The sequence below is a fragment of the Streptomyces echinatus genome, from assembly GCF_014203595.1.
Lineage (GTDB): Bacteria > Actinomycetota > Actinomycetes > Streptomycetales > Streptomycetaceae > Streptomyces > Streptomyces echinatus.
This window is the reverse complement of sequence record NZ_JACHJK010000013.1, coordinates 162,218-188,647: the sequence shown is the minus strand read 5'-3', so window position 1 is coordinate 188,647 and position 26,430 is coordinate 162,218. Positions and strand designations below refer to the sequence as shown.

Here is a 26,430-nt window from a genome sequence, read left to right as displayed (position 1 = left end):
TTGGGTCAGCTGGTGCCGAGGCCGGCGGCGTCGACCGGGGTCGCGCCCTGGGACTTGAGGACCTTGTTGAGGATCGTCAGGTCGTAGATGCCCTTGAGGTTCGGCTTCTCCAGCAGACCGGCCTTGACCGCGTGCGCCGCCTCGGTGCCGAGGGTGGCCGCCAGCGGGTCGTCGGTGAACTGGATGGACTTCCAGGCCGGGTCGAGGACGCCGGCCGGCAGCGCCTTCCCGGAGTCCGCCTCCAGCTGCTTGTTCGCCGCCGCCTTCGCCTCGTCCGGGTGGGCGTTGATCCACTTGTTGGCCTCGACCGAGGCCCGCAGCACCGCCTCGACGGCCTTCGGGTGCTCCTTGAGGAAGGCCTGCCGCACGATGATGTTCGTGATCACGAACTTCTTGTCCGGCCACAGCGTGGACTCGTCCAGCAGCACCTTGCCGCCCTCGGCGATCAGCTTGGACGCGGTCGGCTCCGGCACCCAGGCGCCGTCGACCGAACCGGCCTTGAAGGCGTCCGGCGTCACCTTGTTGTCGCTGCGGACGACCGTGACGTCACCCTTGCCGCTCTGCGCGTCCACGTCCCAGCCCTGTTCGGCGGCCCAGTTGAGGAACGCCACGTCCTGCGTGTTGCCCAGCTGGGGGGTGGCGATCCGCTTGCCCTCGACATCCTTGAGGGAGGTGATCTTCTTCGGGTTCACGACCAGCTTCACACCGCCGGACGCCGAACCACCGATGATCTTCAGGCTCTTGCCGTTCGACTTGGTGTAGCCGTTGATCGACGGGGACGGGCCGATCCAGCCGATGTCGATGGAGCCGGAGTTGAGGGCCTCGATCTCGGACGGACCCGCGTTGAAGATCGCGGGCCGGACCTTGGTGGCGCCCAGTTCCTTCTGGAAGAAGCCCTTCTGGACACCGACCAGGGCGGTGCCGTGGGTCAGGTTCCCGAAGTAGCCGATCTTGACGGAGTCGAGGCCGTCGGTCTTCTCGGCCCCGTCGGCGATCTTGGCGGCACCGTCGCTCTTGGCCTCGGAGCCGTAGCCGCAGGCGGCGAGGGTGAGCAGCGGGAGCGCGGCGAGCGCGGCCACGCCGCGGCGGAGCACGGTGGAGCGGTTGGCAGGCACGGGAGGGTTTCCTCTCGTTGGCCCGGCGGTCACGGGTTTCAGGCCGTGGCCGGGAGATCGGCAGGTCTGCGTTTACGGCGGTGGGGGGTGAGGGCGCGCAGGCAGTGCGCGTACGTCAGCACGCACATCGCGCCACTCCGCCCTGCCCGCTGCCGAGCGCACCGCTGCCTACGCGGCCGCCCTCCTTCGCGAACGTGGCGTAAAAGTCCGTGGAGTTCATGCTCAGAAGTCCCATCCGTCGTCTTCGGCCTCGTCCTTGACGGGCTCGGGGGACGCGAACGACTCGCCGACCATGCCCGCGGTGAGCGTGGTGCCGTCGGCGGGATCGATCAGGATGAAGGAGCCCGTGCGGCGCGAGTCGGAGTAGGAGTCGACCGGGAGCGGCTCGGCGGTCCGGATCTTCACCCGGCCGATGTCGTTGGCGACGAGCTGCCCCGGGTGCGGGTGCAGGGAGAGGTCGTCGAGCGTGAGGCGGGACGGGATGTCCCGCACGATCGCCTTGACCGTGCGCGTGCCGTGCTTGAGCAGCACCCGGTGGCCGACGGTGAGCGGGGCGTCGGCGACATGGCAGACGGTCGCCTCCACGTCCTGTGTGGTGGCCGGGGCGTCCTTCGTCGGCACGATCAGGTCACCGCGCGAGACGTCGATGTCGTCCTCCAGCAGGAGCGTCACCGACTGCGCCGTCCACGCGACGTCGACCGGCTCGCCCAGCAGGTCGATGCCCGCGACCCGCGTGGTCCGCCCGGAGGGCAGGACGGTGACCTGCTCGCCGACCCGGAAGGTGCCGGCCGCGATCTGGCCCGCGTAACCCCGGTAGTCCGGGTGCTCGGCGGTCTGCGGCCGGATCACGTACTGCACGGGCAGCCGCGCGTGGCAGTGCGCCAGGTCGTGGCTGACCGGCACGGTCTCCAGGTGCTCCAGCACGGTCGGACCGCCGTACCAGTCCATGTTCGCCGACGGTTCCACCACGTTGTCACCGGCCAGTGCCGAGATCGGGACGGCGGTCACCTCGGGGACGCCCAGCTCGGTCGCGTACGCCGTGAACTCCTCGGCGATGGCGGCGAAGACGTGCTCCTCGTATCCGACGAGGTCCATCTTGTTCACGGCGAGGACGACGTGCGGGACGCGCAGCAGGGCCGCGATGGCCGCGTGCCGGCGGGTCTGCTCGACCACGCCGTTGCGGGCGTCGACCAGGATGACGGTGAGCTCGGCGGTGGAGGCGCCGGTGACCATGTTGCGGGTGTACTGCACATGGCCCGGGGTGTCGGCCAGGATGAACCGGCGCCGGGGAGTGGCGAAGTACCGGTACGCCACGTCGATCGTGATGCCCTGTTCCCGCTCGGCGCGCAGGCCGTCGGTGAGCAGGGCGAGGTCCGGGGCGTCCTGGCCGCGGTTGGCGGAGGCGCGCTCCACGGCCTCCAGCTGGTCGACGAGGACCGACTTGGAGTCGTGCAGCAGCCGCCCGACGAGGGTGGACTTGCCGTCGTCGACGGAGCCGGCGGTGGCGAACCGCAGCAGAGTGGTGGCCGAGAGCGCCTCGGTCGTGGTCGTGCTCATGCTTAGAAGTACCCCTCGCGCTTGCGGTCTTCCATCGCGGCCTCGGAGAGCTTGTCGTCGGCGCGGGTGGCGCCGCGCTCGGTGAGCCGGGACGCGGCGATCTCGGCGATGACCTTCTCGATCGTGTCGGCGTCGGAGTCGACGGCACCGGTGCAGGACATGTCGCCGACGGTGCGGTAGCGCACCTGCCGCTTCTCGACGGTCTCGTCGTCCTTCGCGCCGCCCCACTCGCCGGCGGTCAGCCACATGCCGCTGCGCCGGAACACCTCGCGCTCGTGCGCGTAGTAGATCTGCGGCAGCTCGATGTCCTCACGGGCGATGTACTGCCAGACGTCCAGCTCGGTCCAGTTGGACAGCGGGAAGACGCGGACGTGCTCGCCGGGGGCGTGGCGGCCGTTGTACAGGTTCCACAGCTCGGGGCGCTGACGGCGCGGGTCCCACTGGGAGAACTCGTCGCGCAGCGAGAAGACGCGCTCCTTGGCGCGGGCCTTCTCCTCGTCGCGGCGGCCGCCGCCGAAGACCGCGTCGAACCTCTCGCTCTGGATCTTCTCCGTCAGCGGGAGGGTCTGGAGCGGGTTGCGGGTGCCGTCGGGACGCTCCCTGAGCACACCGCGGTCGATGTAGTCCTGGACGGAGGCCACATGGAGGCGCAGCCCATGTGCGGCGGCCACACGGTCGCGGTACTCAAGAACCTCGGGGAAGTTGTGTCCGGTGTCCACATGCAGCAGGGAGAAGGGCACCGCCGCCGGGGCGAACGCCTTCAGCGCGAGGTGCAGCATGACGATGGAGTCCTTGCCCCCGGAGAACAGGATCACCGGGTTCTCGAACTCGCCCGCCACCTCGCGGAAGATGTGCACCGCCTCCGACTCCAGCGCGTCCAGGTGCGACAGGGCGTACGGGCTCTCCGTGCCGTCCTCCGCCTTGACGACCGTGGTCATGCCAGTCCCCTCTCGCTCAGCAGCGCGTACACCGACGCCGCGGATTCCTGGACCGTCTGGTGCTGCGACTCGATCCGCAGATCGGGCGTCTCCGGCTCCTCGTACGGGTCGTCGACGCCGGTGAGCCCGGTCAGCTCACCCGCGGCCTGCTTGGCGTACAGCCCCTTCACATCGCGCACGCTGCACACCTCGACCGGGGTCGCCACATGGATCTCCAGGTACGGCGTCCCGTTCTCCTCGTGCCGCTTGCGGACCGCGTCCCGGCTGTCCGTGTACGGCGCGATCACCGGCACCAGCGCCTTGACGCCGTTGCGGGCCAGCAGTTCGGCCACGAAGCCGATGCGCTGCACGTTGGTGTGCCGGTCCTCGCGGGAGAAGCCGAGGCCGGCCGAGATGAACTCGCGGATCTCGTCGCCGTCGAGCACCTCGACGCGGTGGCCCTCGGCGCGCAGCCGGTCCGCCAGCCCGTACGCGATGGTGGTCTTGCCGGCGCTCGGCAGACCCGTGAGCCAGACGGTGGCTCCGGTCGTCACGTCGTTCTCCTGAATCTGGTCGTTCGTCATCCGTGCAGCCCGCACTCGGTCTTGGCGCGGCCGGCCCAGCGGCCCGCCCGCGCGTCCTCGCCCTCCAGGACCCTGCGGGTGCACGGGGCGCAGCCGACGGAGGCGTAGCCGTCCATCAGCAGCGGGTTGGTGAGCACGCCGTGTTCGGTGACGTACGCGTCCACGTCGTCCTGGGTCCAGCGGGCGATCGGGGAGATCTTGACCTTCCGCCGCTTCTCGTCCCAGCCGACGACCGGGGTGTTCGCCCGGGTCGGGGACTCGTCGCGGCGCAGGCCCGTCGCCCACGCCCGGTAGTCCTTGAGGCCTTCTTCCAGCGGCCGCACCTTGCGCAGCGCGCAGCACAGGTCCGGGTCTCGGTCGTGCAGCTTCGGGCCGTGCTCCGCGTCCTGCTCGGCGACCGTCTGCCGGGGCGTGAGGGTGATGACGTTGACGTCCATCACGGCCTCCACGGCGTCCCGGGTGCCGATGGTCTCCGGGAAGTGGTAGCCGGTGTCCAGGAAGACGACGTCCACGCCCTTCAGCACCCGCGAGGCGAGGTGGGCGACCACGGCGTCCTCCATGGAGGAGGTGACGCAGAACTTGCTGCCGAAGGTGTCCACCGCCCACTGGAGGATCTCCAGCGCGGAGGCGTCCTCCAGATCGCGGCCCGCCTGCTCGGCGAGCGCCTTCAACTCGTCGGTCGTACGCTCTTCCTGAGCGGTCGTCATATTCGCTCGTCCCCTCCGTCGTCGGCTCGCTTCAGCCCCCGGGCCAGCAGACCCAGGAACTTCAGCTGGAAGGCGCGGTTGCACGCCCCGCACTCCCAGGCGCCGTGGCCCTGCTCGTTCGGACGCAGGTCCTCGTCGCCGCAGTAGGGGCAGTGGAACGGCGCGGCACGCTCGCTCACGACAGCGCCTCCTCGGAGGCACGCGCGGCCCAGGTGGCGAACCGCTCGCCGTCCTCGCGCTCCGCCTGGAAGCGCTTCAGTACCCGCTCGATGTAGTCGGGCAGTTCGTCGGAGGTCACCTTCAGACCGCGCACCTTGCGGCCGAAGGCCGCCTCCAGACCGAGCGCGCCGCCGAGGTGCACCTGGTAGCCCTCGACCTGCCGGCCCTGGTCGTCGAGGACCAGCTGGCCCTTGAGGCCGATGTCCGCGACCTGGATGCGGGCGCAGGCGTTCGGGCAGCCGTTCAGGTTGATGGTGATCGGCTCGTCGAAGTCCGGCAGGCGGCGCTCGAGTTCGTCGATGAGCTGCGATCCGCGCTGCTTGGTCTCCACGATGGCGAGCTTGCAGAACTCGATGCCGGTGCAGGCCATGGTGCCGCGCCGGAAGGAGGACGGCCGGGCGGTGAGGTCCAGCGCCTCCAGACCCTCGACCAGCGCGTCGACCTGGTCCTGCTCGACATCGAGGACGATCATCTTCTGCTCGACCGTGGTGCGGACCCGGCCCGAGCCGTGCGCCTCGGCGAGGTCGGCGACCTTCGTCAGCGTGGCGCCGTCGACCCGGCCGACCCGCGGCGCGAAGCCGACGTAGAAGCGGCCGTCCTGCTGCCGGTGCACACCGATGTGGTCGCGCCACTGCTGGACGGGCTGCTCGGGGGCGGGTCCGTCGATCAGCCTGCGCCCGCCCAGGTACTCGTCCTCCAGCACCTGGCGGAACTTCTCCGGGCCCCAGTCGGCGACCAGGAACTTCAGCCGGGCCCGGTTGCGCAGCCGGCGGTAGCCGTAGTCACGGAAGATGGAGATGACGCCCTCGTAGACGTCCGGGACCTCGTCGATCGGCACCCAGGTGCCCAGCCGCACGCCGAGCTTGGGGTTGGTGGACAGGCCGCCGCCGACCCACACGTCGAAGCCCGGCCCGTGCTCGGGGTGCCGTACGCCGACGAACGCGACGTCGTTGATCTCGTGCACGACGTCGAGCAGCGGCGATCCCGAGATGGCCGTCTTGAACTTGCGCGGGAGGTTCGAGTACGCCGGGTTGTTCAGGACACGGCGCTTCATCTCCTCCAGCGCCGGCGTGGCGTCGATGATCTCGTCCTCGGCGATGCCCGCCACCGGGGAGCCGATCATCACACGCGGGGTGTCACCGCAGGCGGTGACCGTGGACAGGCCGACGGCCTCCAGCCGGTTCCAGATCTCGGGCACGTCCTCGATCCGGATCCAGTGGTACTGGACGTTCTGCCGGTCGGTGATGTCCGCGGTGCCGCGCGCGAACTCCTGCGAGATCTCGCCGATCACCCGCAGCTGTCGGGTGGTCAGCGCCCCGCCGTCGATGCGGACCCGCAGCATGAAGTAGCTGTCGTCCAGCTCCTCCGGCTCCAGGATCGCGGTCTTGCCGCCGTCGATCCCGGGCTTGCGCTGGGTGTAGAGCCCCCACCAGCGCATCCGGCCGCGCAGGTCGTTCGGGTCGATCGAGTCGAACCCGCGCTTGGAGTAGATCGTCTCAATGCGTGTCCGCACATTGAGACCGTCGTCGTCCTTCTTGAACTGCTCGTTGCCGTTGAGGGGCGTGAAGTGGCCGGCGGCCCACTGGCCCTCGCCGCGGTGACGGCTCACCTTGCGGCGGGGCGCGGAGGCAGCGGGGTTCTGCGGGTTGGCGGCCATGGTTCTACGTCCTTCGGGACCGATGGGAATCAGCTCTGACCTGCACAGAAGCGCGCACGCTGGCAGGCGTGCGCGTCATCGCGCAAGAGGAATGGGGTGCGGGGGGCGCGGCGGTGCTGGGGGCGTCAGCTCACCGGACAGATGGCGCTGGACATGCGGCCGAGGTCGACGTGCCGCCGACTCACCAAGGCAATTCCAGTTCCAGACATGACGGAAGCGTGTCACGGCGATCTGGACACAGTCCAGCTTCGTCCATCATGCGGACGCCCTTGTCCCGAAGTGTGGAACAAGGGTGTCGTCGCTCACATGCGGTGCCGGGAGGGTTGTCCCCGGCGGTTCAGGCGGGGTATGCCCCGGGCCACGGCCCGGGCGTCGCCACCTCGGGCTCCGGCTCCACCTTGGTGTCGAACAGGGTGAAGCCGCGCCGCTGGTAGTTGGCCATCGCGTGCTCGCCGTCCTTGCTGCACGTGTGCAGCCACACCCGCTTGGTCGGCGTCAGTCCGGGCCAGCGCTCGGCCAGGTCCCAGGCGCGGGCCGTGCCGTACGACAGCAGGTGGCCGCCGATGCGCCGGCCGCGGAAGGCGGGGACCAGGCCGAAGTAGACGATCTCGACCACCCCCGCGTCCTGCGGCTCCAGCTCGGCATAGCCGGCCGGGGTGCCCCGGTCGTAGGCCACCCAGGTCTCCACACCGGGCCGGTCCAGGAACTCCTGCCACCGCGCGTACGTCCAGCCCAGCCGGTCGGTCCAGCGGATGTCGCCGCCGACCGAGGCGTACAGGAACCGGCTGAACTCGGGGGAGGGCACCTCGGCGCGGACGATCCGGACCTCGCCGTCGGGGGCGGCGGCGGGCAGGAGATCGGCCGGGGAGGTCTGCTCGAGGGACCAGGTGGTGACAGGGACGCTGCTCATGCGGGCCAGGGAACCATCCCGCCGCCCGCTCTGTCGATCGACCGGGTCACGCCCGGGCCCTCAGTCCAGGGAACGGTCGAGATCGGCCAGGGGCAGCGTGAACAGCATGCGGTCCGAGAGGGACCAGACCTCCCCGGTCTCCTCCCGGTAGGAGAGGGAGCCCGCCTCCCGGGCCCAGCAGCGGTCCGAGGCGTCGGCGCCGCAGTGGACCGCCCGGGCGTCCGCGGTGTTCTGCCGCCACAGTCCGCCGTGACCGCCCCCCGCATCCGGCAGCCGTCCCACATACCAGGACGGCCGGTCCGCCCCGGCCCTCCGGTACGACAGCACGCCCCGGATCCCGGACGCCCGCGTCCCGTACGCCTCCACCGCGTCCGCCCGCCCTGCGGCGTCCGTGGCGAGCGGTCCGGGGCGCGCCGGATCGGTGCTGAAGGCGTACCGCCACAGCCGGGCGCGCCGGTCCTCGCCCGGCGCGGTCCACTCCGCGGCGACCAGGCTGCCGGATGCCGTACCGCGGTCCACGGCGAGCGCGCCGGGGCAGGGCGGTCCCGAGGGGGCGCAGCGGCCGGAGGTGAAGCGGTAGGAGCCGACCGCGGGCAGCACGAACCCGTAGCCGTCGGCGGACCAGCCGCCGGGCACCCGGCCGATCGCGGGTGCGTCGACCGTGGTGCGCTGGATGCGGTCGAGGTCGTAGACGTACAGCGCGTCGGCGCTGCCGGCGGTCGTGGTGACCAGCAGCTTGTCCCGGTACCGGACCATGCCGGAGACACCGGAGGCCAGGCCCCGGTAGTCCCGGCCGCCGTCGACCGGCACCACCAGCAGGACCCACCGGTAGTCGAGGTGCGCGGGATCGTCCGCGTCGACGAACGCGACCCGCGCGAGGCCCCGCTCGCCGGGGCGGCCGGTGGTGGTGCTGTGGGTCCAGCCGGCGAGGACCACCCGGTGCGTGCCCGGGACGTCGCCGTCGGCGTCCCCGGAGGCGGTCACCGAGGCGGGCCGCCAGGCGTCGGCGGCGGTGTCGGCCGGATCCCAGCAGTACGCGCGGGCGGCGGCCGGATCGACGGGCAGGGACGCCCGGTCGTCGGCGGAGCAGTCGGCGGCCGCGCGCAGGCTGCGGTCGGCGCTCTGCAGCACGGTGTCCACGCCGACCGGACGGCCCATCGCGCCGGCGAGCCGGTCCAGCGCGCGGGCGGGGGCCATGTGCTCCTGGAGCCGCAGCCGGCCGGTGTCCGCCGGGGAGGTCAGCGGCTTGAGCGCGCCCGGGTCCTCCGTGACCCCGGCCTGGGAGGCGCTGATCAGCGTGGCGGCGGCGGTGAGCGCCAGCGCGGTACCGGCCAGGACGGCGCGCAGTGCCGCGCCCCGTCTGCGCCGGCGGTGTCTGCCGCGATGCTTCATCTCTCCTCCAGAGGGCGGGCCAACTGCGCCTCTCGGTCCGTACGTTGACGCGAGGAACAGGTGGGGCGGCCCGTACGGGATGCTACGGCAGGAACGGGCCGGACAGGGGCAGGTCCCCGCAGACGGGCGGAAGACGTGCGGCCGCGGCCGGGGCGGGCGGGGCGCCCGGGGAACGGGCCGGCCGGGCTCAGGGCGACCCCGTCCGGGCGCCCTGAGCGGCATTCCGTTTCCGGGTCACCGCGGGCGCCGTCGACTGGGGGAGCAGGTCGCGGAAATCATCTGGAAGGATTACTTCAACTTCCGTATCGTCACAGAAACGATACGGCCGATGCTGCAGAAGTTCCCCGAGGTACCGCCGGATTCTCGACATCTCCGCCCGTACGGTCACCGTTCTGGAAGGATCGCCGAACAGGTCCTCGGCCAGCCCCGCAGCCCCGCGCCCGGCGGGGTGTTCGGCGAGCAGGAACAGCAACTCGGCGTGTCGCGGACTGAGTTCCCGGGACCAGGAGCCCGTCGAGGCGGCGACCGTCACCATGCACCGGTCCGGCCGGACGAGATCCAGCACGATCCGGCGCCTGGCCGCGGCGAGCGGTTCGTCGTCCGCGCGCAGCAGCCAGCCACCGGCCAGCGGTTCCACCGCGCACGAGCCGAGCGTGGGCAGCCACCGACGGCCCGGCGCCAGCGACTTGGGCAGCGTCACGCGCCGTACGTACGGCATCCCGGTCACGGCCGCCGCCCAGCCGTTCCGGTCCACCACCACGGCCCGCCCCGCCAACCGGGCCAGCACCGGCGCCGCGACCGTCCGCAGCCGCTCCAGTGAGACCAGGTGCCGTTCCCGCAGCCGGGCCTCGGCCAGCTTGGCCACCGAGTCCACCCAGGCGAGGGTGGCCGGATGCATGGTCTCCAGGGGGCCGCTGACATCCACCACACCGAGCAGCCGGCCGTCCCGCGGATCGGTGATCGGTGCGCCCGAACAGGTCCAGGACGTCTGCGACCGTACGAAGTGCTCGGCCGCGAACACCTGCACGGGCCGCCGGACCACGGCCGGAGTGCCCACCCCATTGGTTCCGACGACGTCTTCCCGCCAGTCCGCGCCGAGTTCGAAGCCGAGGCCGTCGGCCTTGCGCAGCACCGGAGGCGACCCCTCCCGCCACAGCACGCGCCCGTCGGCGTCCGCCACGACCATGATGTGCTGGGCGACGTCGGCGACCGAAAGCAGCCCCTCCCGCAGCACCGGCAGCACGTGCCGCAGCGGTGACTCCTCCCGCCGGCGGCGCACCTCGTCGGAGGGCAACAACCCGGACCTGCGGTCGCGTTCGGGGTCGACACCGCTGCGCAGCATCCGCCCCCACGACTGCTCGATCACCGGCCGGGGCGTGATCCGCGCACGTTGTCCGGCGAGCGTGGCCTCGCGCATCTCGCTCAGTACCCGCGCCGCCTGCGCCGCGTCCACGGCGGCCAGGCGCGCCACTTTCATCGGCGGGTTCCCCACTGCGGTCCTCCCGGAAAGGATGTCGAACACACATGTCAAGCCGTCCGGGCGGCGGTTTCCGGTCCGACTCTCCCTCTCATACTGCCGTTCCGGGCATGGCGGAGGCACAAACTCCGCGCATGTGCCCCCATAAGTTGCAACCCCCTGCAACCCTGGTGAACCGCCGGAAGGTGGCTGAGACTTGACTACGACGCCTCGCGCGTCCGCGGGCTCAACGGGCCCAGACGGTGGGGGTGGTGCCGTGTCGGCGCAGCACCACCCCCTGCCGCAGGCGGATTTCGCCCAGGTGCGCGGCAGGGGATGCGGCCAGGGGGCGCCGGCGTCCGCCGGTCGTCGGCAGCCGACCACGCTCACTCGGCCGACCGCGTTCACTGGGCGGAGCCGCCGGTCGGCAAAGCCGCCCTTGAGCGGTCCCTCGCGTCCGGTGTCAGAACTCCGGCCGTGCCCGGTCCACCACCGGCCCCAGGTCCAGGCCGGCCGGCAGGGTGCCGAAGGACGCGCCGTGATCACCGCCCAGACGGGAGGCGCAGAACGCGTCGGCGACCTCCGACGGCGCGTGCCGCACCAGCAAGGAGCCCTGCAGCGCCAGCGCCAGCCGCTCCACCAGCCGCCGCGCCCGCCCCTCGATACCGTCCAGGTCGGCGAGTTGCGTGAACAGGTCCTTCACCGCCCGGTCCAGCCGGTGGTCGGCGCCGTGCGCCCGGCCGATCTCGGTGAGACAGGCGTCCAGCGCGCCCGGCTCCCGCTGCAGGGCCCGGAGCACGTCCAGCGCCTGCACGTTCCCGGCACCCTCCCAGATCGAGTTCAGCGGTGACTCCCGCACCAGCCGGGGCAGCCCGGACTCCTCGACGTAGCCGTTGCCGCCCAGGCACTCGGCGGCCTCCACGGCCAGCGGCGCACACCGCTTGGTGATCCAGTACTTGGCGGCCGGCACCGCGAGCCGCAGGAAGGCGCGTTCCTGCTCGCCGTCGTCGTCACAGGCCGCGGCCAGCCGCAGCGCGAGCGCGGTCGCCGCCTCCGACTCCAGCGCGAGGTCGGCGAGGACGTTGCGCATCAGCGGCTTGTCGGCCAGCTTCCCGCCGAAGGCCTCCCGGTACGTGCAGTGGTGCACCGCCTGGGCCACCGCCTGCCGCATCAGTCCCGCCGAGCCGAGCGCGCAGTCCAGCCGGGTCGCGGAGACCATCCCGATGATCGTGCGCACCCCGCGGCCCTCCTCGCCGACCCGGCGCGCCCACGTGCCGTCGAACTCGACCTCGGCGGAGGCGTTGGCGCGGTTGCCCAGCTTGTCCTTCAGCCGCTGGACCAGGAAGACGTTGCGGCCGCCGTCGGGCAGGACCCGCGGGACCAGGAAGCAGGTGAGCCCGCCCGGGGCCTGCGCGAGCACCAGGAACGCGTCCGACATGGGCGCCGAGCAGAACCACTTGTGCCCGGTCAGCAGGTACGTGCCCGCCTCCGCGAGGGGCAGCGCCCGCGTGGTGCCGGCGCGCACGTCGCTACCGCCCTGCTTCTCGGTCATGCCCATCCCGAACAGCGCGCCGGGCTTCTGCCCGGGCGGCCGCAGCTCCCGGTCGTAGACCGTGGAGGCCAGCCGGGGCTCCCACTCGGCGGCCAGCTCCGGATCGGCGCGCAGCGCGGGCACGGCCGCGTGCGTCATCGACAGCGGACAGCAGGTGCCCGCCTCGACCTGGGTCCAGACCAGGAACCCGGCCGCCCGGCGCACATGGCCGGAGGGGCGCGTCCAGGCGCCGGTCAGTCCGGCCGACACACCCTTGCCGAGCAGCCGGTGCCAGGCCGGATGGAACTCGACCTCGTCGATCCGGTGGCCGTACCGGTCGTGGCTGCGCAGCCGCGGCGGGTGCTCGTCCGCCTGCACCGCCCACTCGTGCAGCTGCTCCGAACCCGCGGCCCGGCCGAGCGCGGACAGCTCCGCGCGGACCTCGTCCAGGACGTCGGCGCCGGTGTACCGGTCGACGGCCTCGGCGAGGGCGTGGTCGGCGGTGAAGACGTCGTAGCCGACCAGCGGGGGCGGCTGGTTCGTCACGGTGTGGGTGGGGGTGCCTGCCATGATGGGGAACCTACCCGGGAAGGCGGTGGTGATGGCCTCCAGAGTGGCACAGCACCGCCCCGGAGCGCGCCGGATCCGGGGTCCCGGACAGGGCGGGGCCGGGACCCGGGCCCCGCAAGGTGAGGGCGGTCCCGTGCTGCGGATACCTTTGGGTCGTGCAGCCAGCAAGTGAAACCCCCGAGCAGCCGGCCGGCCGGCTCCACCGGGCCAGAGCCCTCTACCGGAACGTCTCCAAGCGCAGGACCGCCTGGCTGTTGCTCAAGGACACCGTCAACTCCTGCATGGAGTACCGCATCCTGGGCCTGGCGGCCGAGGCGGCGTTCTTCACTCTGCTGTCCGTGCCGCCGCTGCTGCTGAGCCTGATCGGACTGCTCGGCTACGTCGACGACTGGACCGGCGCCGACACCATCCACAGCCTGGAGAGCAACCTCCTGGAGGCCTCCCGCACGGTGCTGTCCGACAAGGGCGTCAAGGACATCGCCGAGCCCATCCTGCACGACGTGATGCGGGGCGGCCGGCCCGACGTCATCTCCATCGGCTTCCTGTTCGCGCTGTGGTCGGGCTCGCGCGCGGTGAACGTCTTCATCGACACCATCACCGTCATGTACGGACTCGACGGGGTCCGGGGCATCGTCAAGACCCGGATCATGGCCTTCCTGCTGTTCATCGTGGCGCTGCTGATCGGCTCGGTGGCGCTGCCGCTGATGGTGGCCGGGCCGGACGCGGTGGTCCGGATCGTGCCCTGGTCGGCGACGGTCGTGCAGGTCCTGTACTGGCCGGTCGTGATCGTCCTGTCCATCGTCTTCCTGACGACGCTGTACCACGTCTCGGTGCCGGTCCGCTCTCCCTGGATCGAGGACGTGCCCGGCGCGCTGGTGGCCCTGGCGATGTGGGTCCTCGGCAGCTTCCTGCTCCGCATCTACCTCACGAACACCATCGAGGGCGCCACGATCTACGGCTCCCTCGCCGCCGCCGTCGCCGTGCTGCTGTGGATCGGGGTGTCCGCCTTCGCCGTGCTCGTCGGCGCGGCGGTGAACGCGGCCATCGACCGGGTCTGGCCGGCCGCGGCGACGGCCGCCGCGCGCGAGGCCAATGAGCGGGTGCGGCACGCGCAGGTCGCCGAGTACGTCGCCCGTGCCGCGGCGGCCCGCGAGACCGATCCCGACGACCCCGACATGCCGTCCGAGTTCCCCGAGCGCTGGTCCCGCTTCCTCCCCCCGGAGGATGTGACGGCCCGCCTCCGCACCCACGCGAAAAACCCTCACCACACGCACAGGGCCACCGGCGGCAACGGCAGGAACGAGGGCCAGGGGGGCGGTGGCGGGCGTCCTGGAGGGGACAGCGGAGGCCCCGGGGGCGCCGGCGGAGGTGCCGGGAGCACGGGGAGCGGCGGGGGCCATGGGCGCCACCGGGCCGACGGCGGTGGTGGCGGCGGTGAGGGCGGGGGCGGCTACGGCGGCTACGAGGACAACGGCGGCTTCGGGGACAGCGGCGGCTACGGGGACAGCGGCGGATACGGGGGTGGCGGCGGCTTCGGGGGTGGCGGTAACCATGGGGGTGGCGGCGGCTTCGGGGGCGGTGGCGGCTATGGGAGTTCTGGTGGCTATGGCGGCCACAGTGGCTACGGGGACAGCGGGGGCGCGAGGCATCCGGAGCTGTGAGGGGTACGGCCGACTCGGCTTCCAGGAGAGTCGAAGGGAGCCGAGGAGGAACGTGTCGGCGGTCGCGGCTTCCATAGCACCGGGTGCCGGGGTGGGCGCGGTGCCGGGGCGGCCCGCAGAACGGCACCGCTCGTGCTGACGGCGGCACTCGCCTGACGGCGGGACCGGTGGTGGCTGTGTTCGAGCGACGGCGGCCCGGTGGCGGCCGCGCACGTTCGACGGCGCGCTCGGCTGGCGGTGCGCCCGCTCGACGGCAGCGCTTGCCCGCCGTGCCCTCGCGCGACGTCCGGCCCGGCCGACGGCTTCCCACCTCCACCCACCCTCGGGCCCCTCTCGGCGGCTGTCTCCTTCGCCCTCGGGTCCGTGCGCTCTCGGTGGCTGCCCGCCTTCGCCTTCGGGTCCGTCCCCCCTCGGCGGCCGCCCGTCTCCACCCTCGGTCTGGGCCCCTCGGTAGAGAACGCCTCGGTGTCTGTCGCGGCATACCCGCCACGGCACCCCCGCCCAGTCGGCGCTCGCGCCCGAGCTGGCCGGGGAATGCGGACACCGCCACCGCAGGCACCCCGACCGGCCCGGTCCCGCGTCTCAGCTGACCGCCACCGACGCCCCCGGTCCGGTCCCGCGGCTCGCTTCGCGGCCACCGCCGCCCACCCCGTCCGGTCCCATGCCCGAGCCTGCCGGGAGTGCGTCGCACCCGCGCCGTGGATGTCGCGGGCGACGTAGGCTGGCCCCCGTGTACGCGGAGCGGGCGTCGCGGCTGACCGGCGCGGTCGTGTGGACGAACTCCCCGACCGGCACCGGTACCGGGCCCGTGCTGCCCGACGGCTGCATGGACCTGCTGTGGAGCGAGGGCCGGCTGCTGGTCGCGGGTCCCGACACCCGCCCCTACGTCCCCGAGGGCCAGGCCCGTTCCTGGGCGGGCGTTCGCTTCTTCCCCGGCACCGCGCCCGCCCTGCTCGGCGTGCCGGCGCACGAGCTGCGCGACCTCCGGGTGGAGCTGGCGGACCTCTGGCCCGCGGACCGGGTCCGGCGGCTGTCCGACCGGATCGCGGCGGCCCCCGCCCCGGCAACGGCGCTGGAGGACATCGCCCTGGACCGGGCGGCGGAGGCGGGAGACCCGGACCCGGTGCTGCGCCGGCTGGTTGCGTGCCTGGACGCGGGCCGCGCGGTGTCCGCGACGGCCACCGAACTCGGCCTGGGGGAGCGCCGCTTGCATCGGCTCTGCCTGACCGCGTTCGGCTACGGGCCGAAGACCCTGGCCCGCATCCTGCGCCTGCAGCGGGCCCTGGCCCTGGCCCGCTCCGGGACGCCGTACGCCGAGACGGCGGTCCGCGCGGGCTACGCGGACCAGCCCCATCTGGCGCGGGAGGTGCGGGAGCTGGCCGGAATGCCGCTCCGGGAGCTACTCGCCGGGCGCGGGTAGCGGGGCGAACAGGTCGACCCCGTTGCCGTCGGGGTCGTGCACGGTGGCGTACCGCTGCCCCCAGAAGGCGTCCCACGGCTTGAGCTCCCCGTGGTGGCCGGCGGCCACCAGCTCCTCGTACCGGGCGTCGACCTCGGCGGGGGAGTCGCAGCGGAAGGCGAGCGCGATCCGTCCCGTGCCGGTGGGCGGCTGCCATCCCGGATGGAAGGAGCGGACGGTCTGCTCGGTGTCCAGGGCGAGTACCAGCCCGCCGGGCAACTCGGCCTCGACATGCGGCTGGTCCCCGGCCCCCGGCGGAAAGACCAGCCCGAGACGGCGGTAGAAGGCGAGGGAGGCGGCCAGATCGGAGGTGACCAGGCCGATCACGGCGATGTGTACGGTCATGCGGCAACCGTAGGCAGCCGTGGGTCAGCCGGTCTTGAAGGAATCGGACACCTGCGGCGAACGCCGGCCCGGTTCCGCGCGGCCCGCGCGGCGGCCCGGACGGGACGCCGCGAGGTGCTCCACGAGGACGAAGGTCACGCTGATCAGCAGCGACCAGGCGCCGAACTTCGCCAGCGGCACCGGCTGCCAGCCGGTGAGCTGCTGCGGGTAGCTCCAGGCGCCCGCATAGGTCGCCGCGTTCTCGGCGACCCACAGGAAGAAGCCGATCAGGACGAAGCCGACGGCGAGCGGCATGCGGTAGCGGTGGGCGCCGACGCTGAAGCCCACCCAGGTCCCGGCGGTCGCGGCGGTCATGGCCACGGCGAGCGGCCAGCGCAGGTCCGGTATCCAGTGGTGGGTGAAGAAGTTGAGGTAGACGGCGGCGGCCACCAGGGTCGTGACGGTGGCGCGGTAGCGCGTGTAGCGCAGCCGCATCAGCCGCCGGGCCCGGCAGACGTAACTGGCGACCGCCGCGTACATGAAGCCGCCGTACAACGGCACCCCGGCGATCTTGGTGAGCGCGTCCTCCGGGTAACTCCAGGAGCCCAGGTGCACCTTGACCAGCTCGAACAGCAGTCCCACCACATGGCACACCGCGATCACGGCCGTGTCCCGCCGGGTCTCCCAGCCCGCCCGGCGGGCGACGACGGTGAGCAGTACGCCGTAGACCAGGACCAGGTCGTAGCGGGCCACGGGCAGCGGCGGCAGCAGCCGGGAGGCGCCGATCCCGGCCAGCAGCGCGACGGCGAAGGCGCAGGCACGGGCCTGGACCACCCCGAACCGCACCAGCTGCCCGGCCCAGTGCCGAAGCCCCCTCGTGCCGGACGCCTCCTCGTGACGCATGCCCCCTCCTTCGCGTGACGGCGAGATCCTGATCGTAGAGGCAGAATTGAACACGTTCAAAGCCCTGGCTCGCCCGTGCCCCACCCGCACCGGCAGGCGGGGTGGGGCACGGCCGCCCGTATCCGTACCGGCCCGTCGCCTCGGATGCGGGCGCGAAGAAGGGACGCCCGGCGGAGCCCGCTCCCACGCGGAAGACCGCGTACTGCCCGCGTACTGCCCGTGTGCCGCCGGCGGGCAGGGCTCCGCCACCGGCCCGGCCCGGCCGGCGCGGTAGGGCGGGCGTCGCCCGATGCCGTGTGGGACGCGGCTGACACGCGGCCGCGAGGGAGCCGTCCGGGGCTCAGCCGAAGGTGACCGGACCGTTCGGGGTGGTCACGGTGAAGGAGAGGGCGGCCGGTCCGGTGGTGAGCGTCAGCGCGGTGCCCAGGGCCGCCAGCAGGCGGTGCGCCTCCTCCGGGTCGGGCGCCGAGGCCGACACCGCCAGCAGCGGAGTGACCGGCAGCCCCGAGGCGGCCGGATGCCGGGAGTCGCCCCAGTCGATGAGGAACGGCACCACGCCCGACGCCTCCCCGGGACCGGCGTCGGTCAGCCGCCACCGCAGCAGGGTGCCGTCGGGCCTGCGCCGGCTCATCGGCCGTACCGGACCCGGATCGTGGCCCTGTTCCCGGGCCCGGGCGATCGTCGCGTCGAGGTCGGGCGGGCTGATCGCCCAGGTCGGCACCGCGGGCCCGGCCAGGCGGTCGACGCCGAACGGCCGCGGCCCTGCGTGCTCGGACTGCTCCGGATCGGGCCCGACGATCTCCAGATAGCTCCGGCCGCCGAGACCGACCAGATGGTTGCGCGTACCCAGCCCGACGTGCGCCCCGCCGGGCGCCGGCGTGACCCCGGTCCGCCGCGCGAATTCGGCGACCGTCTCCGCCAAGTCGGGTGTGGCGAGGACGAGATGGTCCAGAAGCGGCGGAATGGCGTTCATCGCGCGAGAGGTTACGGGATCGGACCGGTTCGCGGAACGCCCTGCGGCACTATGGGCGCATGATCCGTGCCGTACGCGCCCTGCCGCTGCTCCTGCTCCTGCCCGCACTGCTCACGGCGTGCGGTGCCGAGAAGGCGGACGCCGGCGGCGGCAGGGCGGCTGCCGGCGGCGGGAAGACGCCGGCCGGGGGCGTCCGGGAGTCGGCGTCCGCCGGTGTGGAGGCCTCCGAACTCGACGGTCGTCTGCGCGCGTTGGGCATCGCGCCGGAACTCGTCTACGTCACCGACGCACCGGGATTCACGCTCGCGCAGCAGTCCGTGGGGGTGAGCGGGGACGACGGCTTCTCCGTCTCGTACTGGGCCGAGAACGGTGCCGTGCTGCACCTCTACGCGGAGCGGGGCAGCGCCGCCGACTGCCCTCCGGGCTATGTGTGCCGGGAGCCGGTGAAGGGCCGCGTGGTGCGGGTCGGCGGTGAGAAGGTGGCGGCCGACGTGGTCCGCGGGGCCGCGGACGCCGTCCACCGCCCCTCGCCGGCCGAGCTCGCCGGCTTCCTGCCGCCGGCTCCTACGGCGACGGCCCCTGTGGTGCGCGGCGACCTCCCCTCGTACGGCGACGGAGCGCCGGACAACGGCGTGGGCGAGGGCGGCTGAGCCGCCGTCCGCCGATGGCCGGACCGTGGGTGCGGCGAGCAGGGTACGGAAGGGGGACGTGTGTTCTACGGGCCCCCTGGGCGCGCCGCCGGCGCCCACCGTGACGTGGTCTTCCCGGCTCACCTGAACGGGCGGCTCATCTGGGCGTCCCGGCTCACCGAGTGACGTTTCTGCGGTGAACCGGTTCCGCCATTGAGGTGAGTAAAGCTCGCGTAGCAGGAAGGTCACGTGAACTCCTAGGGATGCTCTTGTCTTGGCAAAGGGCGCCGAGGCGCGAGGACCACCCGTCCCGCGTCACCCACCCACAGGAGGAGCCGGACCTTGACTTACGGTAAGAAGCTGCGCGAAAGCATCGCCGGGCCCGGGACCACACCGCTGATCGGCGTGTACGACATGTATTCGGCCTCGATCGCGGCCAAGCACTACGACGGGATGTTCGTATCGGGCTTCGGCTTCGCGGCCTCGTACTACGGACTGCCGGACATCGGATTCATCGCCTGGCCCGACATGGTGGCCTTCGTCCAGCGGCTGCGCGGCGCGTTCCCGCACCACCACCTGCTGGTGGACATCGACGACGGGTACGTCGACCCCGAGGTCGCCTGTCACGTCGTCGAGGGGCTGGAACGCATCGGCGCGTCGGGCGTGATCCTGGAGGACCAGAAGCGGCCCCGGCGCTGCGGCCACGCCGACGGCAAGCAGGTGCTGCCGCTGGAGGAGTACCTGGAGAAGCTGCACAAGGTCCTGGAGACCCGTCAGGACCTCGTCGTCGTCGCCCGTACCGACGCGACCGACGAGCACGACATCCTGCACCGGGCCAAGACGCTGGCCGCCACCGACGCCGACGTGGTGCTGGTCGACGGGGTGCGCAGCATCGAATGGATCAAGCGGATCAAGGATGTCGTCGGAGACAAGCCGCTGCTGTTCAACCAGATCGCGGGCGGCAAGTCGCCCCGCCTGTCCCTCGGCGAACTGTCCGGCCTCGGCGTGGACGTCGCCATCTACAGCACCCCCTGTCTGTTCGCCGCGCACGAGGCGATGGACTCCGCGCTCGCCGACCTGAAGGCGGCCGACGGCCGGCTGGCGGAGGTGGACCCCGCGAGCGGCATCGGCGTGAAGGCGTCCACCACCCTGCTGGAGCGCAACATCGCCCGCGGCCGGCTCAGCCCCGAGGGCGTGGGCGTGTGACCGGTGCCGCACCCCGGCTCGGCATCGTCGCCGCGGTCGCCGCGGCGCTCCTCGGCGCCGGTGCCGCACCCGTGGTCGCGAACGGGAGCCTGGTCACCGTGATCGACAACTCGCGGACCGGTACCGACAACTCGGAGCGGGACGCGGTCGTCGAGATCGACCGCTCGGGCAACGCGCAGACCGGCAGCGGCACCGCCGGAAGCGACCACGACGGCAGCGCCGTGGACGTGGTCGAGGCCATCGTCGGCGCCGCCGACCGGGACGAGGAGGACTGAGGGACGACCGGACAGGACGACGGCCGGGCACCCCCTGGGGGAGGTGTCCGGCCGTCACCGTGCCGCGGGCCCACGGTGACGTCAGTCCTCCCCGAGGTCGGGACGGCCGTTCTCGTCGACCTCGACGTCCTCCTTCGGGTCGTGCTCGTCGGCGGGCGAGGCCACGGTGGCGCGCTGCTGTCCGGGAGCCAGGACGTGGCTGGAGGCGTGTGCCGTGCCGTAGGCGGTGACCAGGGCGGCCGCGGCCGCGGCGAGGGTCGCGGCGGTACGCGTGGTGTGCTTCATGCCCGGCGAACGATCCCGTGCGCAGCAGGTCACCGGCAGCCGCCCGAACGCGCCGCCCGCATCACGCAGAAGGAACCGCGCGCTCGGTGAGCAGGCCGCGCGGAGGCCCGGGGACCCGCCGTGACGCCGTCCCGGTCCGGCCCCGGGCACCCTCACCGGCGACACGGCCGCGTACGTCCGGCCCCTCGGCCGCGTCACGTCGAGCCCCGCACCGCCCCGGCCCGGGTCCGGCGCCCGGCGTGCGCCGAATGGCCCACCCCGGAGCCCGTGCACCGGAATACCTCCGGGCCGTGTGGTGCTCTGAAGGGACACTGCACGCGCGCGGCGAAGGGCTGGTGGGCGATGACGGCGGACCAGACGGGCCCCGTGGCGAGAACGCCCCACGGGGCCGTACGCGGCCGGTACGAGCGGGGCATCGCGGTCTTCCGGGGCATCCCGTACGCCGCCCCGCCCTTCGGCCCCCTGCGGTTCCGTCCGCCGGAGCCGCCCGAGCCCTGGGCCGGGGTGCGCGACGCCGGCGCCTTCGGGCCGACCGTGCCGAAACCGCCGTACTCCGAGGCGTTCGCCCAGTACCTGTCCGACCCGGTCGTCCCCGGCGACGACTGCCTCAACCTCAACGTATGGACCCCCGAACCGGGGCCGGGCGCCCGCCTGCCGGTGCTGGTCTGGCTGCACGGCGGCGCGCTGACCAGGGGCTCCTCGGCGGTCCCCGTCTACGACGGCAGCGCCTTCGCGCGCGACGGGGTCGTCTGCGTCTCGGTCAACTACCGGCTGGGCGTGGAGGGCTACGGGCTGTTCCCCGACGCTCCCCCGAACCCCGGCCTGCGGGACCAGCTCGCCGCCCTGCTCTGGGTGTACGAATCCATCGAGGCCTTCGGCGGCGACCCCGGCCGGATCACCCTGTGCGGCCAGTCGGCCGGGGCCATCAGCGCCGGCGTCCTGCTCGCCGCGCCCCGGACCCAGGGGCTGATCCGACGGGCGGTGCTGCAGAGCGGCGCGCCCGAGGTCCTGGACCGCGAGAAGGTACGGCGGATGGTGCGCCGGATGGCCGCCCGGCTGAAGATCCCCGCCACCGCCGAGGCGTTCGCCGCCGTCGACCGCGAACTGCTGCTGCGCACCCAGGCCGAGGCCGGCCGGCTCAGCAGCCCGGTGCTCGGCGGACCCGCGTTCGGCATCGTCGTGGACGGCGACCTCGTACCCGGCGACCCGCTGAAGGCGCTGACCGAAGGCGCCGCCGCCCGGGACGCCGAGCTGCTCCTGGGCTGGACCCGGGACGAGTACCGGCTGTGGCTGGTGCCCGGCGGGCTGCTGGAGCGTGTCGACCGCCTCGGCGCCGTCGCCCTGGCCGGCGCCATGGCGCGCTGTCACGCCGGCCACGACGTACCGCGCGGCTACCGCACCCTGCGCCCGGGCGCCGGGACCGCCGAGATCGTCGGCCAGATGGTCACCGACCACCTGCTGCGGGTGCCCCTGCACCGGCTCGCCGACGCCCGCCCCGGTGCCTCCTACGTGTACGAGTTCGCGTGGCCGTCCGGCCTCCCCGGCCTCGGCGCCTGCCACGCCCTGGAACTGGGGTTCGTCTTCGGCACCGGGGACGCGCCCGAGTCGAAGAAGCTGGCCGGTGAGGACGCCCCGCAGGAGCTGTGCGACGCGATGCACGCCGCCTGGGTGCGGTTCGTGACGACCGGGGACCCCGGCTGGGCGGCATGGGACGCCCGCCGCCCGGTACGGATCTTCGACGACGGCGGTCCGGGCCTCGCGTACGGTCCCCGGGACGCGGAAGTCGCCCTCTGGACGGCCGCGCCCGGCCTCCCGGAACCCCCGCACACCGCCGTGCCCCGCGCCCCCGGCGCCGAACTGGCCGCCGCGATGCGCAGGCTGCGCCGCTCGGTGGGCGCCCTGCGCCGCTGAGCCGGACGGACGCTATCCGACCGCGCCCGCGATCGCGGCGATCGCCTCCGGCCCCACCCGGCAGCACCCCCCGATCAGCCGGGCTCCCGCCTCCCGCCACGCGGCGACCTGCGCGGCGCCGAACGTCGTACGCCCCCGCCAGGCGCGCGCCCCGGCGTCCCAGGTCTCGCCGCTGTTGGGGTAGACCACGACCGGTCTGCCGGTGACCCGTGCCGCGATCTCCACGGCCGGTCCGGCGTCCTGCGGCGCACAGCAGTTCACACCGACCGCGATCACCTCGTCCGCGTCGGCGGCGAGCGCGAAAGCCTCCTCCAGGGGCTGCCCCGCCCGCGTCCGCCCGCCGTCGACCGTGTACGACAGCCAGACCGGCACCCCCAGCCCGCGGACCGCCCGCAGCAGTGCGGTGGCCTCGTCGGCGTCGGGGACGGTCTCCAGTGCCAGCACGTCCGGAGCGGCGGCGGCGAGCGCCTCGATCCGGGGCCGGTGGAACCGCTCCAGCTCGGCCACGCTCAGCCCGTACCGGCCCCGGTACTCGGAGCCGTCCGCGAGCATCGCCCCGTACGGTCCGACCGAGGCCGCCACCCACAGCGGGCGGCCGATGCCCGCACCGGCCGCCCGCCGGGCCGCCGCGCGGGCCAGTTCCACGCTCAGGGCCAGCAGCCGCGCGGCTTCCGCCCGGCCGGTGCCTCGCTTCTCGAAGCCCTCGAACGTGGCCTGGTAGCTGGCCGTGATCGCCACGCTCGCGCCCGCGAGGAAGTAGGCGAGGTGGGCCTCGGTGACGGCCTCGGGCCGCTCGGCGAGCAGCCGTGCCGACCACAGCTCGTCGCTCAGGTCGTGCCCGGCCGACTCCAGTTGGTTGGACAGGCCGCCGTCGAGCACGACCGTCCCGGCGGCGAGGGCGTCGGCGAGGCTGGGGAGGGTGTCGCTGGTCATGTCCTGACGCTAGCCGAAGCGGAGCACGCCGGGTCCCCGCGTGGGAGGTGAGCGCCCGGACGAACCCGGCGCGTCCACCGCCGGCTCGTCGCGGTCGTCACGGACACCCGGGAACTGCTCGTCCGGCGTCTGGTGCCGAGGCGCGGGATGCGGGTGGGATGGACCACCGGGGCGCCGGGACCGTGACCGGGGCGCTCCGGGTTCCGTCAGGAAGGACAGCCACCCGCCGTGATCGAACTGCCCGCCGACGACCGCGCGTCGAGCCCGTACACCGGCTACACCCGCGCCCACTGGGAGGCCGCCGCCGACGCCCTGCTCGCCGCCGTCGAGCCGTACGCCACCCCCGACCGCGCCCTCTACCACCTGCCCGGCGGCCGGCCGAGCCGCTCCGGCCGGCTCTCCGACGGCCTGGAAGGGTACGCCCGCACGCTGCTGCTGGCCGCGTTCCGCCGGGACGAGGCCGCGCTCGGCCGGTACGCCGAGGGCCTCGCGGCCGGCCCCGGCGGTGTCTGGCCGCGGATCACGGACCGCGGCCAGCCGCTGGTCGAGGCCGCCTCCGTCGCGCTCGCCCTGCGGCTGACCCGGCCGCTGCTGTGGGACCGCCTGGACGACACGGTGCGCGGGCGGACCGCCGCCTGGCTGGCGGACGCGCTCACCGCCGAGCCCTGGCCGTGCAACTGGGAGCTGTTCCCGGTCACCGTCGGCGGTTTCCTCGCGGAGATCGGCCACCGCGAGGAGGCCGCCCGCGCGGCGATCGACCGCGGACTGGAGCGGGTCGAGGGCTGGTATTCCAGGATCCGCCACGTGACCATCGACTGCGCCGACGCCTACGCCCTGGGCCGTTTCTGGTCCCAGGTGCTGGGCCAGCCCCTGCACGAGGACGACCACCCGGGTGATGAGATGGCCCTGATCGAGGGCTCGGGCCTGCTCTTCGTCACCGTGCCGGACGCCAAGACCGTCAAGAACCGGATCCACCTCGACCTTCAGCCGCAGGAGCACAGCCGCGACGAGGAGGTCGACCGGCTGCTCGCCCTCGGCGCCACCCTGGTCGACGACCGGCGCAACGCCGACGGCACCGGCTGGGCCGTCCTCGCCGATCCGGAGGGCAACGAGTTCTGTGTGGAGCGCGGCGAGGCCGAGCGCGCGGAGCGGCCGGGCGGCGCCGACGGTTCGGCGGACGCCGAAACGACCGGGGCATAGCGTGGCGGTATGACCGCAGAGCCCGCCCCCCTCTCCTTCGCCGGCCTCCACCACCGTCCGGGGGAGCCGCTGCTCCTGCCCAACGCCTGGGACCACGCCTCGGCCGCCGCCCTCGCCGCCCGGGGCTTCCCGGCGATCGCCACGACGAGCCTGGCGGTGGCGGCGGCCGTCGGCCTGCCCGACGGAGAGGCCGCGACCCGCGAGCACACCGTCCGTCTCGCCCTGACCCTCGGCTCCGGGCCGTACCTCCTTTCGGTGGACGCCGAGGACGGCTTCAGCGACGACCCGGACGACGTCGCCGAGCTGGCCCGGGAGCTGTGGGCCGTCGGCGCCGTCGGCATCAACCTGGAGGACGGCCTGGGCCCGGCCGGCCGGCACGCGGCGAAGATCGCGGCCGTGAAGGCGGCCGTACCCGGCCTGTTCGTCAACGCCCGCACGGACACCCACTGGGCGGGCGACGGCGACGAGAAGGACACGCTGCGCCGGCTCGACGCCTACCAGGAAGCGGGCGCCGACGGGGTGTTCGTGCCGGGCGTGACCGACCCGGAGCGCATCGCGGCCCTCGTCCGGCACACCGACGCTCCCCTCAACGTGCTGTACTCGCCGGCCGGACCCGCGCTCGACCGCCTCGCCGACCTCGGCGTGCGCCGCGTCAGCCTCGGCTCGCTGCTGTACCGGCGGGCGCTCGGCGCGGCCCTGGACGCGGTGGCCGACATCGCCGCCGGGCGCGTCCCGGGCCGCGGTACGACCCCCTCCTACGCCGACGTCCGGGCGCTGGAACGCAGCGTCTCGGTGAGCACGTCGGCGAACTCCACCGGGTGATCCACCGTACCGAGATGCCCGCCCGGGAACGCGACGCGGGCGCTGTCCAGCCGCTCGGCGAGCGCCTCGGCCGTGCGGTGCAGGAGCTGCCCGCGCGAATCGGTGCCGTAGGCGAGGGTGAGCCGGCCCGGGGGCGGGGTGACAGCGGGGACGTACGCGCTGAACGGGCGCAGCACGCGGGCCAGGAAGACGCCGAACGGCGTGGCGGAGCCGCCCTCGGCGGGTGGCCGCCCGGGCCCGTCCAGCTGCTCGATCAGCTCGGCCCGCCGCGCCTCCCCGTCCGGCAGGACCGTGACGCACGGCGGCTCGTGCGCGACCACGTGTGCCAGCCGCCCGGGATACCGGGCCAGCAGGTCCAGCACGGCGACGGCACCGGAGCTGGTGCCGAAGACGTACGCCGACTCGCCCGCGGGCAGCACCGCCTCCAGCACCCGCCGCGCCCCCTCGCTCCAGTCCGCCGGCCGCTGCTCGGGCACCGGCTGCCCGAGCCGGCCGTGCGCGAGGCCCAGCGGGTCGTACGTCACCACGGTGAAGTGCTCCGCCAGCCGTTCGGTCAGTGGTCCGAGGCCCATCGGATGTCCGGACCCGCCCGGCTGGAGCAGCAGCACGGGACCATGGCCCGTCACGTCGTGGTGCAGGGTGTCAGTCATCGCTCTTCCGCTCCCGGGGCCAGTGTTCGAGGGTGATGTGCAGGGCGTCGACCGCCTTGTCCCAGGAGGCCCGTACGTCCCGGTCCGCGCCGAAGCCGCCCGCGCCCTCCAGCACGCAGTAGCCGTGGAACGTGCTGCGCAGCAGACGCACCGCGTCCGTCAGGTCCGGTTCCGTCAGGCCGTACGCGCGCAGCATGCCGTAGGTGATCTCGGCGGTGCGGCGCAGCGCGGGGGAGTCCGCGATCAGGGCCTGGTCGACGCGGATCTGGGTGGCCGCGTACCGGCCCGGATGCTCCAGGGCGTACTCCCGGTAGGCGCCGGCGAACGCCGTGAGCGCCTCCTTGCCCGCGCGGCCGGCCACGGCCGCCGCGATGCGGTCGATCAGCTCGCCGCCCGCGTGCAGCGCCAGCCGGGTGCGCAGGTCCTGGAGGCTGCGGATGTGCGAGTACAGGCTCGCGTCCTTGACCCCGAAGCGGCGGGCCAGCGCGGAGACGCTGAGGTGGTCGAAGCCGACCTCGTCCGCGAGCTCCGCGGCGGCCGCCACCAGCCGCTCGGCACTCAGTCCCGCCCGGGCCACACGCCCA

26 protein-coding genes and 2 pseudogenes are annotated in these 26,430 nt (G+C 73.5%); 9 read left to right on the top strand and 19 right to left on the bottom strand.

The genetic code is table 11. The features are described from left to right. Nucleotides 1–5: 5 nt before the first annotated feature. The 12 genes from FHS34_RS31165 to FHS34_RS31115 all read right to left on the bottom strand — a co-directional run bounded on the left by FHS34_RS31165 (nt 6) and on the right by FHS34_RS31115 (nt 12,615). Nucleotides 6–1,115 (bottom strand): aliphatic sulfonate ABC transporter substrate-binding protein, encoded by a 1,110-nt coding sequence (locus tag FHS34_RS31165; protein ID WP_184971628.1) that lies wholly within the window; start codon nt 1,113–1,115, stop codon nt 6–8. Nucleotides 1,116–1,337: 222 nt separating this feature from the next. Beyond that, nucleotides 1,338–2,672 carry a sulfate adenylyltransferase subunit 1 gene (locus FHS34_RS31160; protein WP_184971626.1) on the bottom strand — a complete coding sequence of 445 codons (1,335 nt, stop codon included), beginning with the start codon at nt 2,670–2,672 and terminating at the stop codon, nt 1,338–1,340. A gap of 2 nt (nt 2,673–2,674) precedes the next feature. Further along, nucleotides 2,675–3,610, bottom strand: coding sequence for a sulfate adenylyltransferase subunit CysD (gene cysD, locus FHS34_RS31155; RefSeq protein ID WP_184971624.1), 936 nt, complete (start codon nt 3,608–3,610; stop codon nt 2,675–2,677). Next, nucleotides 3,607–4,143, bottom strand: coding sequence for an adenylyl-sulfate kinase (cysC, locus tag FHS34_RS31150; protein WP_308288321.1), 537 nt, complete (start codon nt 4,141–4,143; stop codon nt 3,607–3,609). Before cysC ends, cysD begins: the two co-directional genes overlap by 4 nt. Before the next feature lie 26 nt (nt 4,144–4,169). Beyond that, entirely contained in the window at nt 4,170–4,880 is a 711-nt protein-coding gene (locus FHS34_RS31145; RefSeq protein ID WP_184971619.1) for a phosphoadenylyl-sulfate reductase, read from the bottom strand. Next, nucleotides 4,877–5,059, bottom strand: a complete 183-nt coding sequence (locus FHS34_RS31140) for a hypothetical protein (protein WP_184971617.1) — start codon at nt 5,057–5,059, stop codon at nt 4,877–4,879. The genes FHS34_RS31145 and FHS34_RS31140 overlap by 4 nt, the downstream gene beginning before the upstream one ends. Continuing rightward, nucleotides 5,056–6,756: a nitrite/sulfite reductase gene (locus tag FHS34_RS31135; protein WP_184971615.1), complete on the bottom strand. Its 1,701-nt coding sequence runs from the start codon at nt 6,754–6,756 to the stop codon at nt 5,056–5,058. Before FHS34_RS31135 ends, FHS34_RS31140 begins: the two co-directional genes overlap by 4 nt. Before the next feature lie 125 nt (nt 6,757–6,881). Further along, nucleotides 6,882–6,965: a putative leader peptide gene (locus FHS34_RS43870; RefSeq protein WP_309474722.1), complete on the bottom strand. Its 84-nt coding sequence runs from the start codon at nt 6,963–6,965 to the stop codon at nt 6,882–6,884. A gap of 128 nt (nt 6,966–7,093) precedes the next feature. Then, nucleotides 7,094–7,666: a GNAT family N-acetyltransferase gene (locus FHS34_RS31130; RefSeq protein WP_184971613.1), complete on the bottom strand. Its 573-nt coding sequence runs from the start codon at nt 7,664–7,666 to the stop codon at nt 7,094–7,096. A 60-nt stretch (nt 7,667–7,726) separates the two neighbouring features. Next, complete coding sequence (locus FHS34_RS31125) at nt 7,727–9,058, bottom strand: hypothetical protein (RefSeq protein WP_184971611.1); 1,332 nt, start codon at nt 9,056–9,058, stop codon at nt 7,727–7,729. Nucleotides 9,059–9,245: 187 nt separating this feature from the next. Beyond that, on the bottom strand, nt 9,246–10,535 hold the full coding sequence (locus tag FHS34_RS31120; RefSeq protein WP_184971609.1) for a GAF domain-containing protein: 1,290 nt from the start codon (nt 10,533–10,535) through the stop codon (nt 9,246–9,248). Nucleotides 10,536–10,977: 442 nt separating this feature from the next. Continuing rightward, nucleotides 10,978–12,615: an acyl-CoA dehydrogenase family protein gene (locus tag FHS34_RS31115; RefSeq protein ID WP_184971607.1), complete on the bottom strand. Its 1,638-nt coding sequence runs from the start codon at nt 12,613–12,615 to the stop codon at nt 10,978–10,980. A 155-nt stretch (nt 12,616–12,770) separates the two neighbouring features. On the opposite strand from FHS34_RS31115, the pseudogene FHS34_RS31110 reads away from it, so the two are divergent. After that, nucleotides 12,771–13,901 (top strand): annotated as a pseudogene (locus FHS34_RS31110) (YihY/virulence factor BrkB family protein); the annotation flags it as partial. Between the two features lie 1,105 nt (nt 13,902–15,006). Further along, entirely contained in the window at nt 15,007–15,696 is a 690-nt protein-coding gene (locus FHS34_RS31105) for a helix-turn-helix domain-containing protein (protein ID WP_184971605.1), read from the top strand. Here FHS34_RS31105 and FHS34_RS31100 read toward each other — a convergent pair. The 3 genes from FHS34_RS31100 to FHS34_RS31090 all read right to left on the bottom strand — a co-directional run bounded on the left by FHS34_RS31100 (nt 15,676) and on the right by FHS34_RS31090 (nt 17,935). Then, nucleotides 15,676–16,080, bottom strand: coding sequence for a VOC family protein (locus tag FHS34_RS31100; protein WP_184971603.1), 405 nt, complete (start codon nt 16,078–16,080; stop codon nt 15,676–15,678). The two genes, FHS34_RS31105 and FHS34_RS31100, sit on opposite strands and share 21 nt — an antisense overlap. Nucleotides 16,081–16,104: 24 nt before the next feature. Beyond that, on the bottom strand, nt 16,105–16,962 hold the full coding sequence (locus FHS34_RS31095) for a DUF817 domain-containing protein (protein ID WP_184971602.1): 858 nt from the start codon (nt 16,960–16,962) through the stop codon (nt 16,105–16,107). A 340-nt stretch (nt 16,963–17,302) separates the two neighbouring features. After that, a complete protein-coding gene (locus FHS34_RS31090; protein WP_184971600.1) occupies nt 17,303–17,935 on the bottom strand; it encodes a VOC family protein in 633 nt (210 codons plus the stop codon). A 59-nt stretch (nt 17,936–17,994) separates the two neighbouring features. Between FHS34_RS31090 and FHS34_RS31085 the strand changes: the two genes are divergently transcribed. The 3 genes from FHS34_RS31085 (at nt 17,995) to FHS34_RS31075 (ending at nt 20,045) form a co-directional block, all read left to right on the top strand. Continuing rightward, nucleotides 17,995–18,585: a membrane lipoprotein gene (locus FHS34_RS31085; RefSeq protein ID WP_184971598.1), complete on the top strand. Its 591-nt coding sequence runs from the start codon at nt 17,995–17,997 to the stop codon at nt 18,583–18,585. Between the two features lie 321 nt (nt 18,586–18,906). Next, nucleotides 18,907–19,770: an isocitrate lyase/PEP mutase family protein gene (locus FHS34_RS31080; RefSeq protein WP_184971596.1), complete on the top strand. Its 864-nt coding sequence runs from the start codon at nt 18,907–18,909 to the stop codon at nt 19,768–19,770. Beyond that, entirely contained in the window at nt 19,767–20,045 is a 279-nt protein-coding gene (locus tag FHS34_RS31075; protein WP_225817680.1) for a hypothetical protein, read from the top strand. The genes FHS34_RS31080 and FHS34_RS31075 overlap by 4 nt, the downstream gene beginning before the upstream one ends. An 81-nt stretch (nt 20,046–20,126) precedes the next feature. On the opposite strand, the gene FHS34_RS31070 is transcribed toward FHS34_RS31075, so the two are convergent. Then, nucleotides 20,127–20,330: a hypothetical protein gene (locus FHS34_RS31070; protein ID WP_184971594.1), complete on the bottom strand. Its 204-nt coding sequence runs from the start codon at nt 20,328–20,330 to the stop codon at nt 20,127–20,129. Between the two features lie 342 nt (nt 20,331–20,672). Here FHS34_RS31070 and FHS34_RS31065 point away from each other — a divergent pair, with 342 nt between their 5' ends. Then, on the top strand, nt 20,673–22,241 hold the full coding sequence (locus tag FHS34_RS31065) for a carboxylesterase/lipase family protein (RefSeq protein ID WP_184971592.1): 1,569 nt from the start codon (nt 20,673–20,675) through the stop codon (nt 22,239–22,241). A gap of 12 nt (nt 22,242–22,253) precedes the next feature. On the opposite strand, the gene mmuM is transcribed toward FHS34_RS31065, so the two are convergent. After that, a complete protein-coding gene (gene mmuM / locus FHS34_RS31060) occupies nt 22,254–23,174 on the bottom strand; it encodes a homocysteine S-methyltransferase (RefSeq protein ID WP_184971590.1) in 921 nt (306 codons plus the stop codon). A 231-nt stretch (nt 23,175–23,405) separates the two neighbouring features. On the opposite strand from mmuM, the pseudogene FHS34_RS31055 reads away from it, so the two are divergent. From FHS34_RS31055 to FHS34_RS31045, 3 genes and pseudogenes are all read left to right on the top strand, one after another. Beyond that, nucleotides 23,406–23,963: pseudogene (locus FHS34_RS31055) on the top strand (DUF2264 domain-containing protein); the annotation flags it as partial. 15 nt (nt 23,964–23,978) lie between these two features. Continuing rightward, a complete protein-coding gene (locus tag FHS34_RS31050; RefSeq protein WP_184971821.1) occupies nt 23,979–24,374 on the top strand; it encodes a VOC family protein in 396 nt (131 codons plus the stop codon). A 9-nt stretch (nt 24,375–24,383) separates the two neighbouring features. Then, nucleotides 24,384–25,196 (top strand): isocitrate lyase/PEP mutase family protein, encoded by an 813-nt coding sequence (locus FHS34_RS31045; RefSeq protein ID WP_184971587.1) that lies wholly within the window; start codon nt 24,384–24,386, stop codon nt 25,194–25,196. Here the strand turns inward: FHS34_RS31045 and FHS34_RS31040 are convergent. Both FHS34_RS31040 and FHS34_RS31035 read right to left on the bottom strand, forming a co-directional pair. Further along, the gene (locus FHS34_RS31040) at nt 25,130–25,846 is read right to left on the bottom strand and encodes an alpha/beta fold hydrolase (protein WP_184971585.1); all 717 of its coding nucleotides are present in this window, start codon (nt 25,844–25,846) and stop codon (nt 25,130–25,132) included. The two genes, FHS34_RS31045 and FHS34_RS31040, sit on opposite strands and share 67 nt — an antisense overlap. Beyond that, complete coding sequence (locus tag FHS34_RS31035) at nt 25,839–26,423, bottom strand: TetR/AcrR family transcriptional regulator (protein WP_184971583.1); 585 nt, start codon at nt 26,421–26,423, stop codon at nt 25,839–25,841. The genes FHS34_RS31040 and FHS34_RS31035 overlap by 8 nt, the downstream gene beginning before the upstream one ends. Nucleotides 26,424–26,430: the final 7 nt, after the last annotated feature.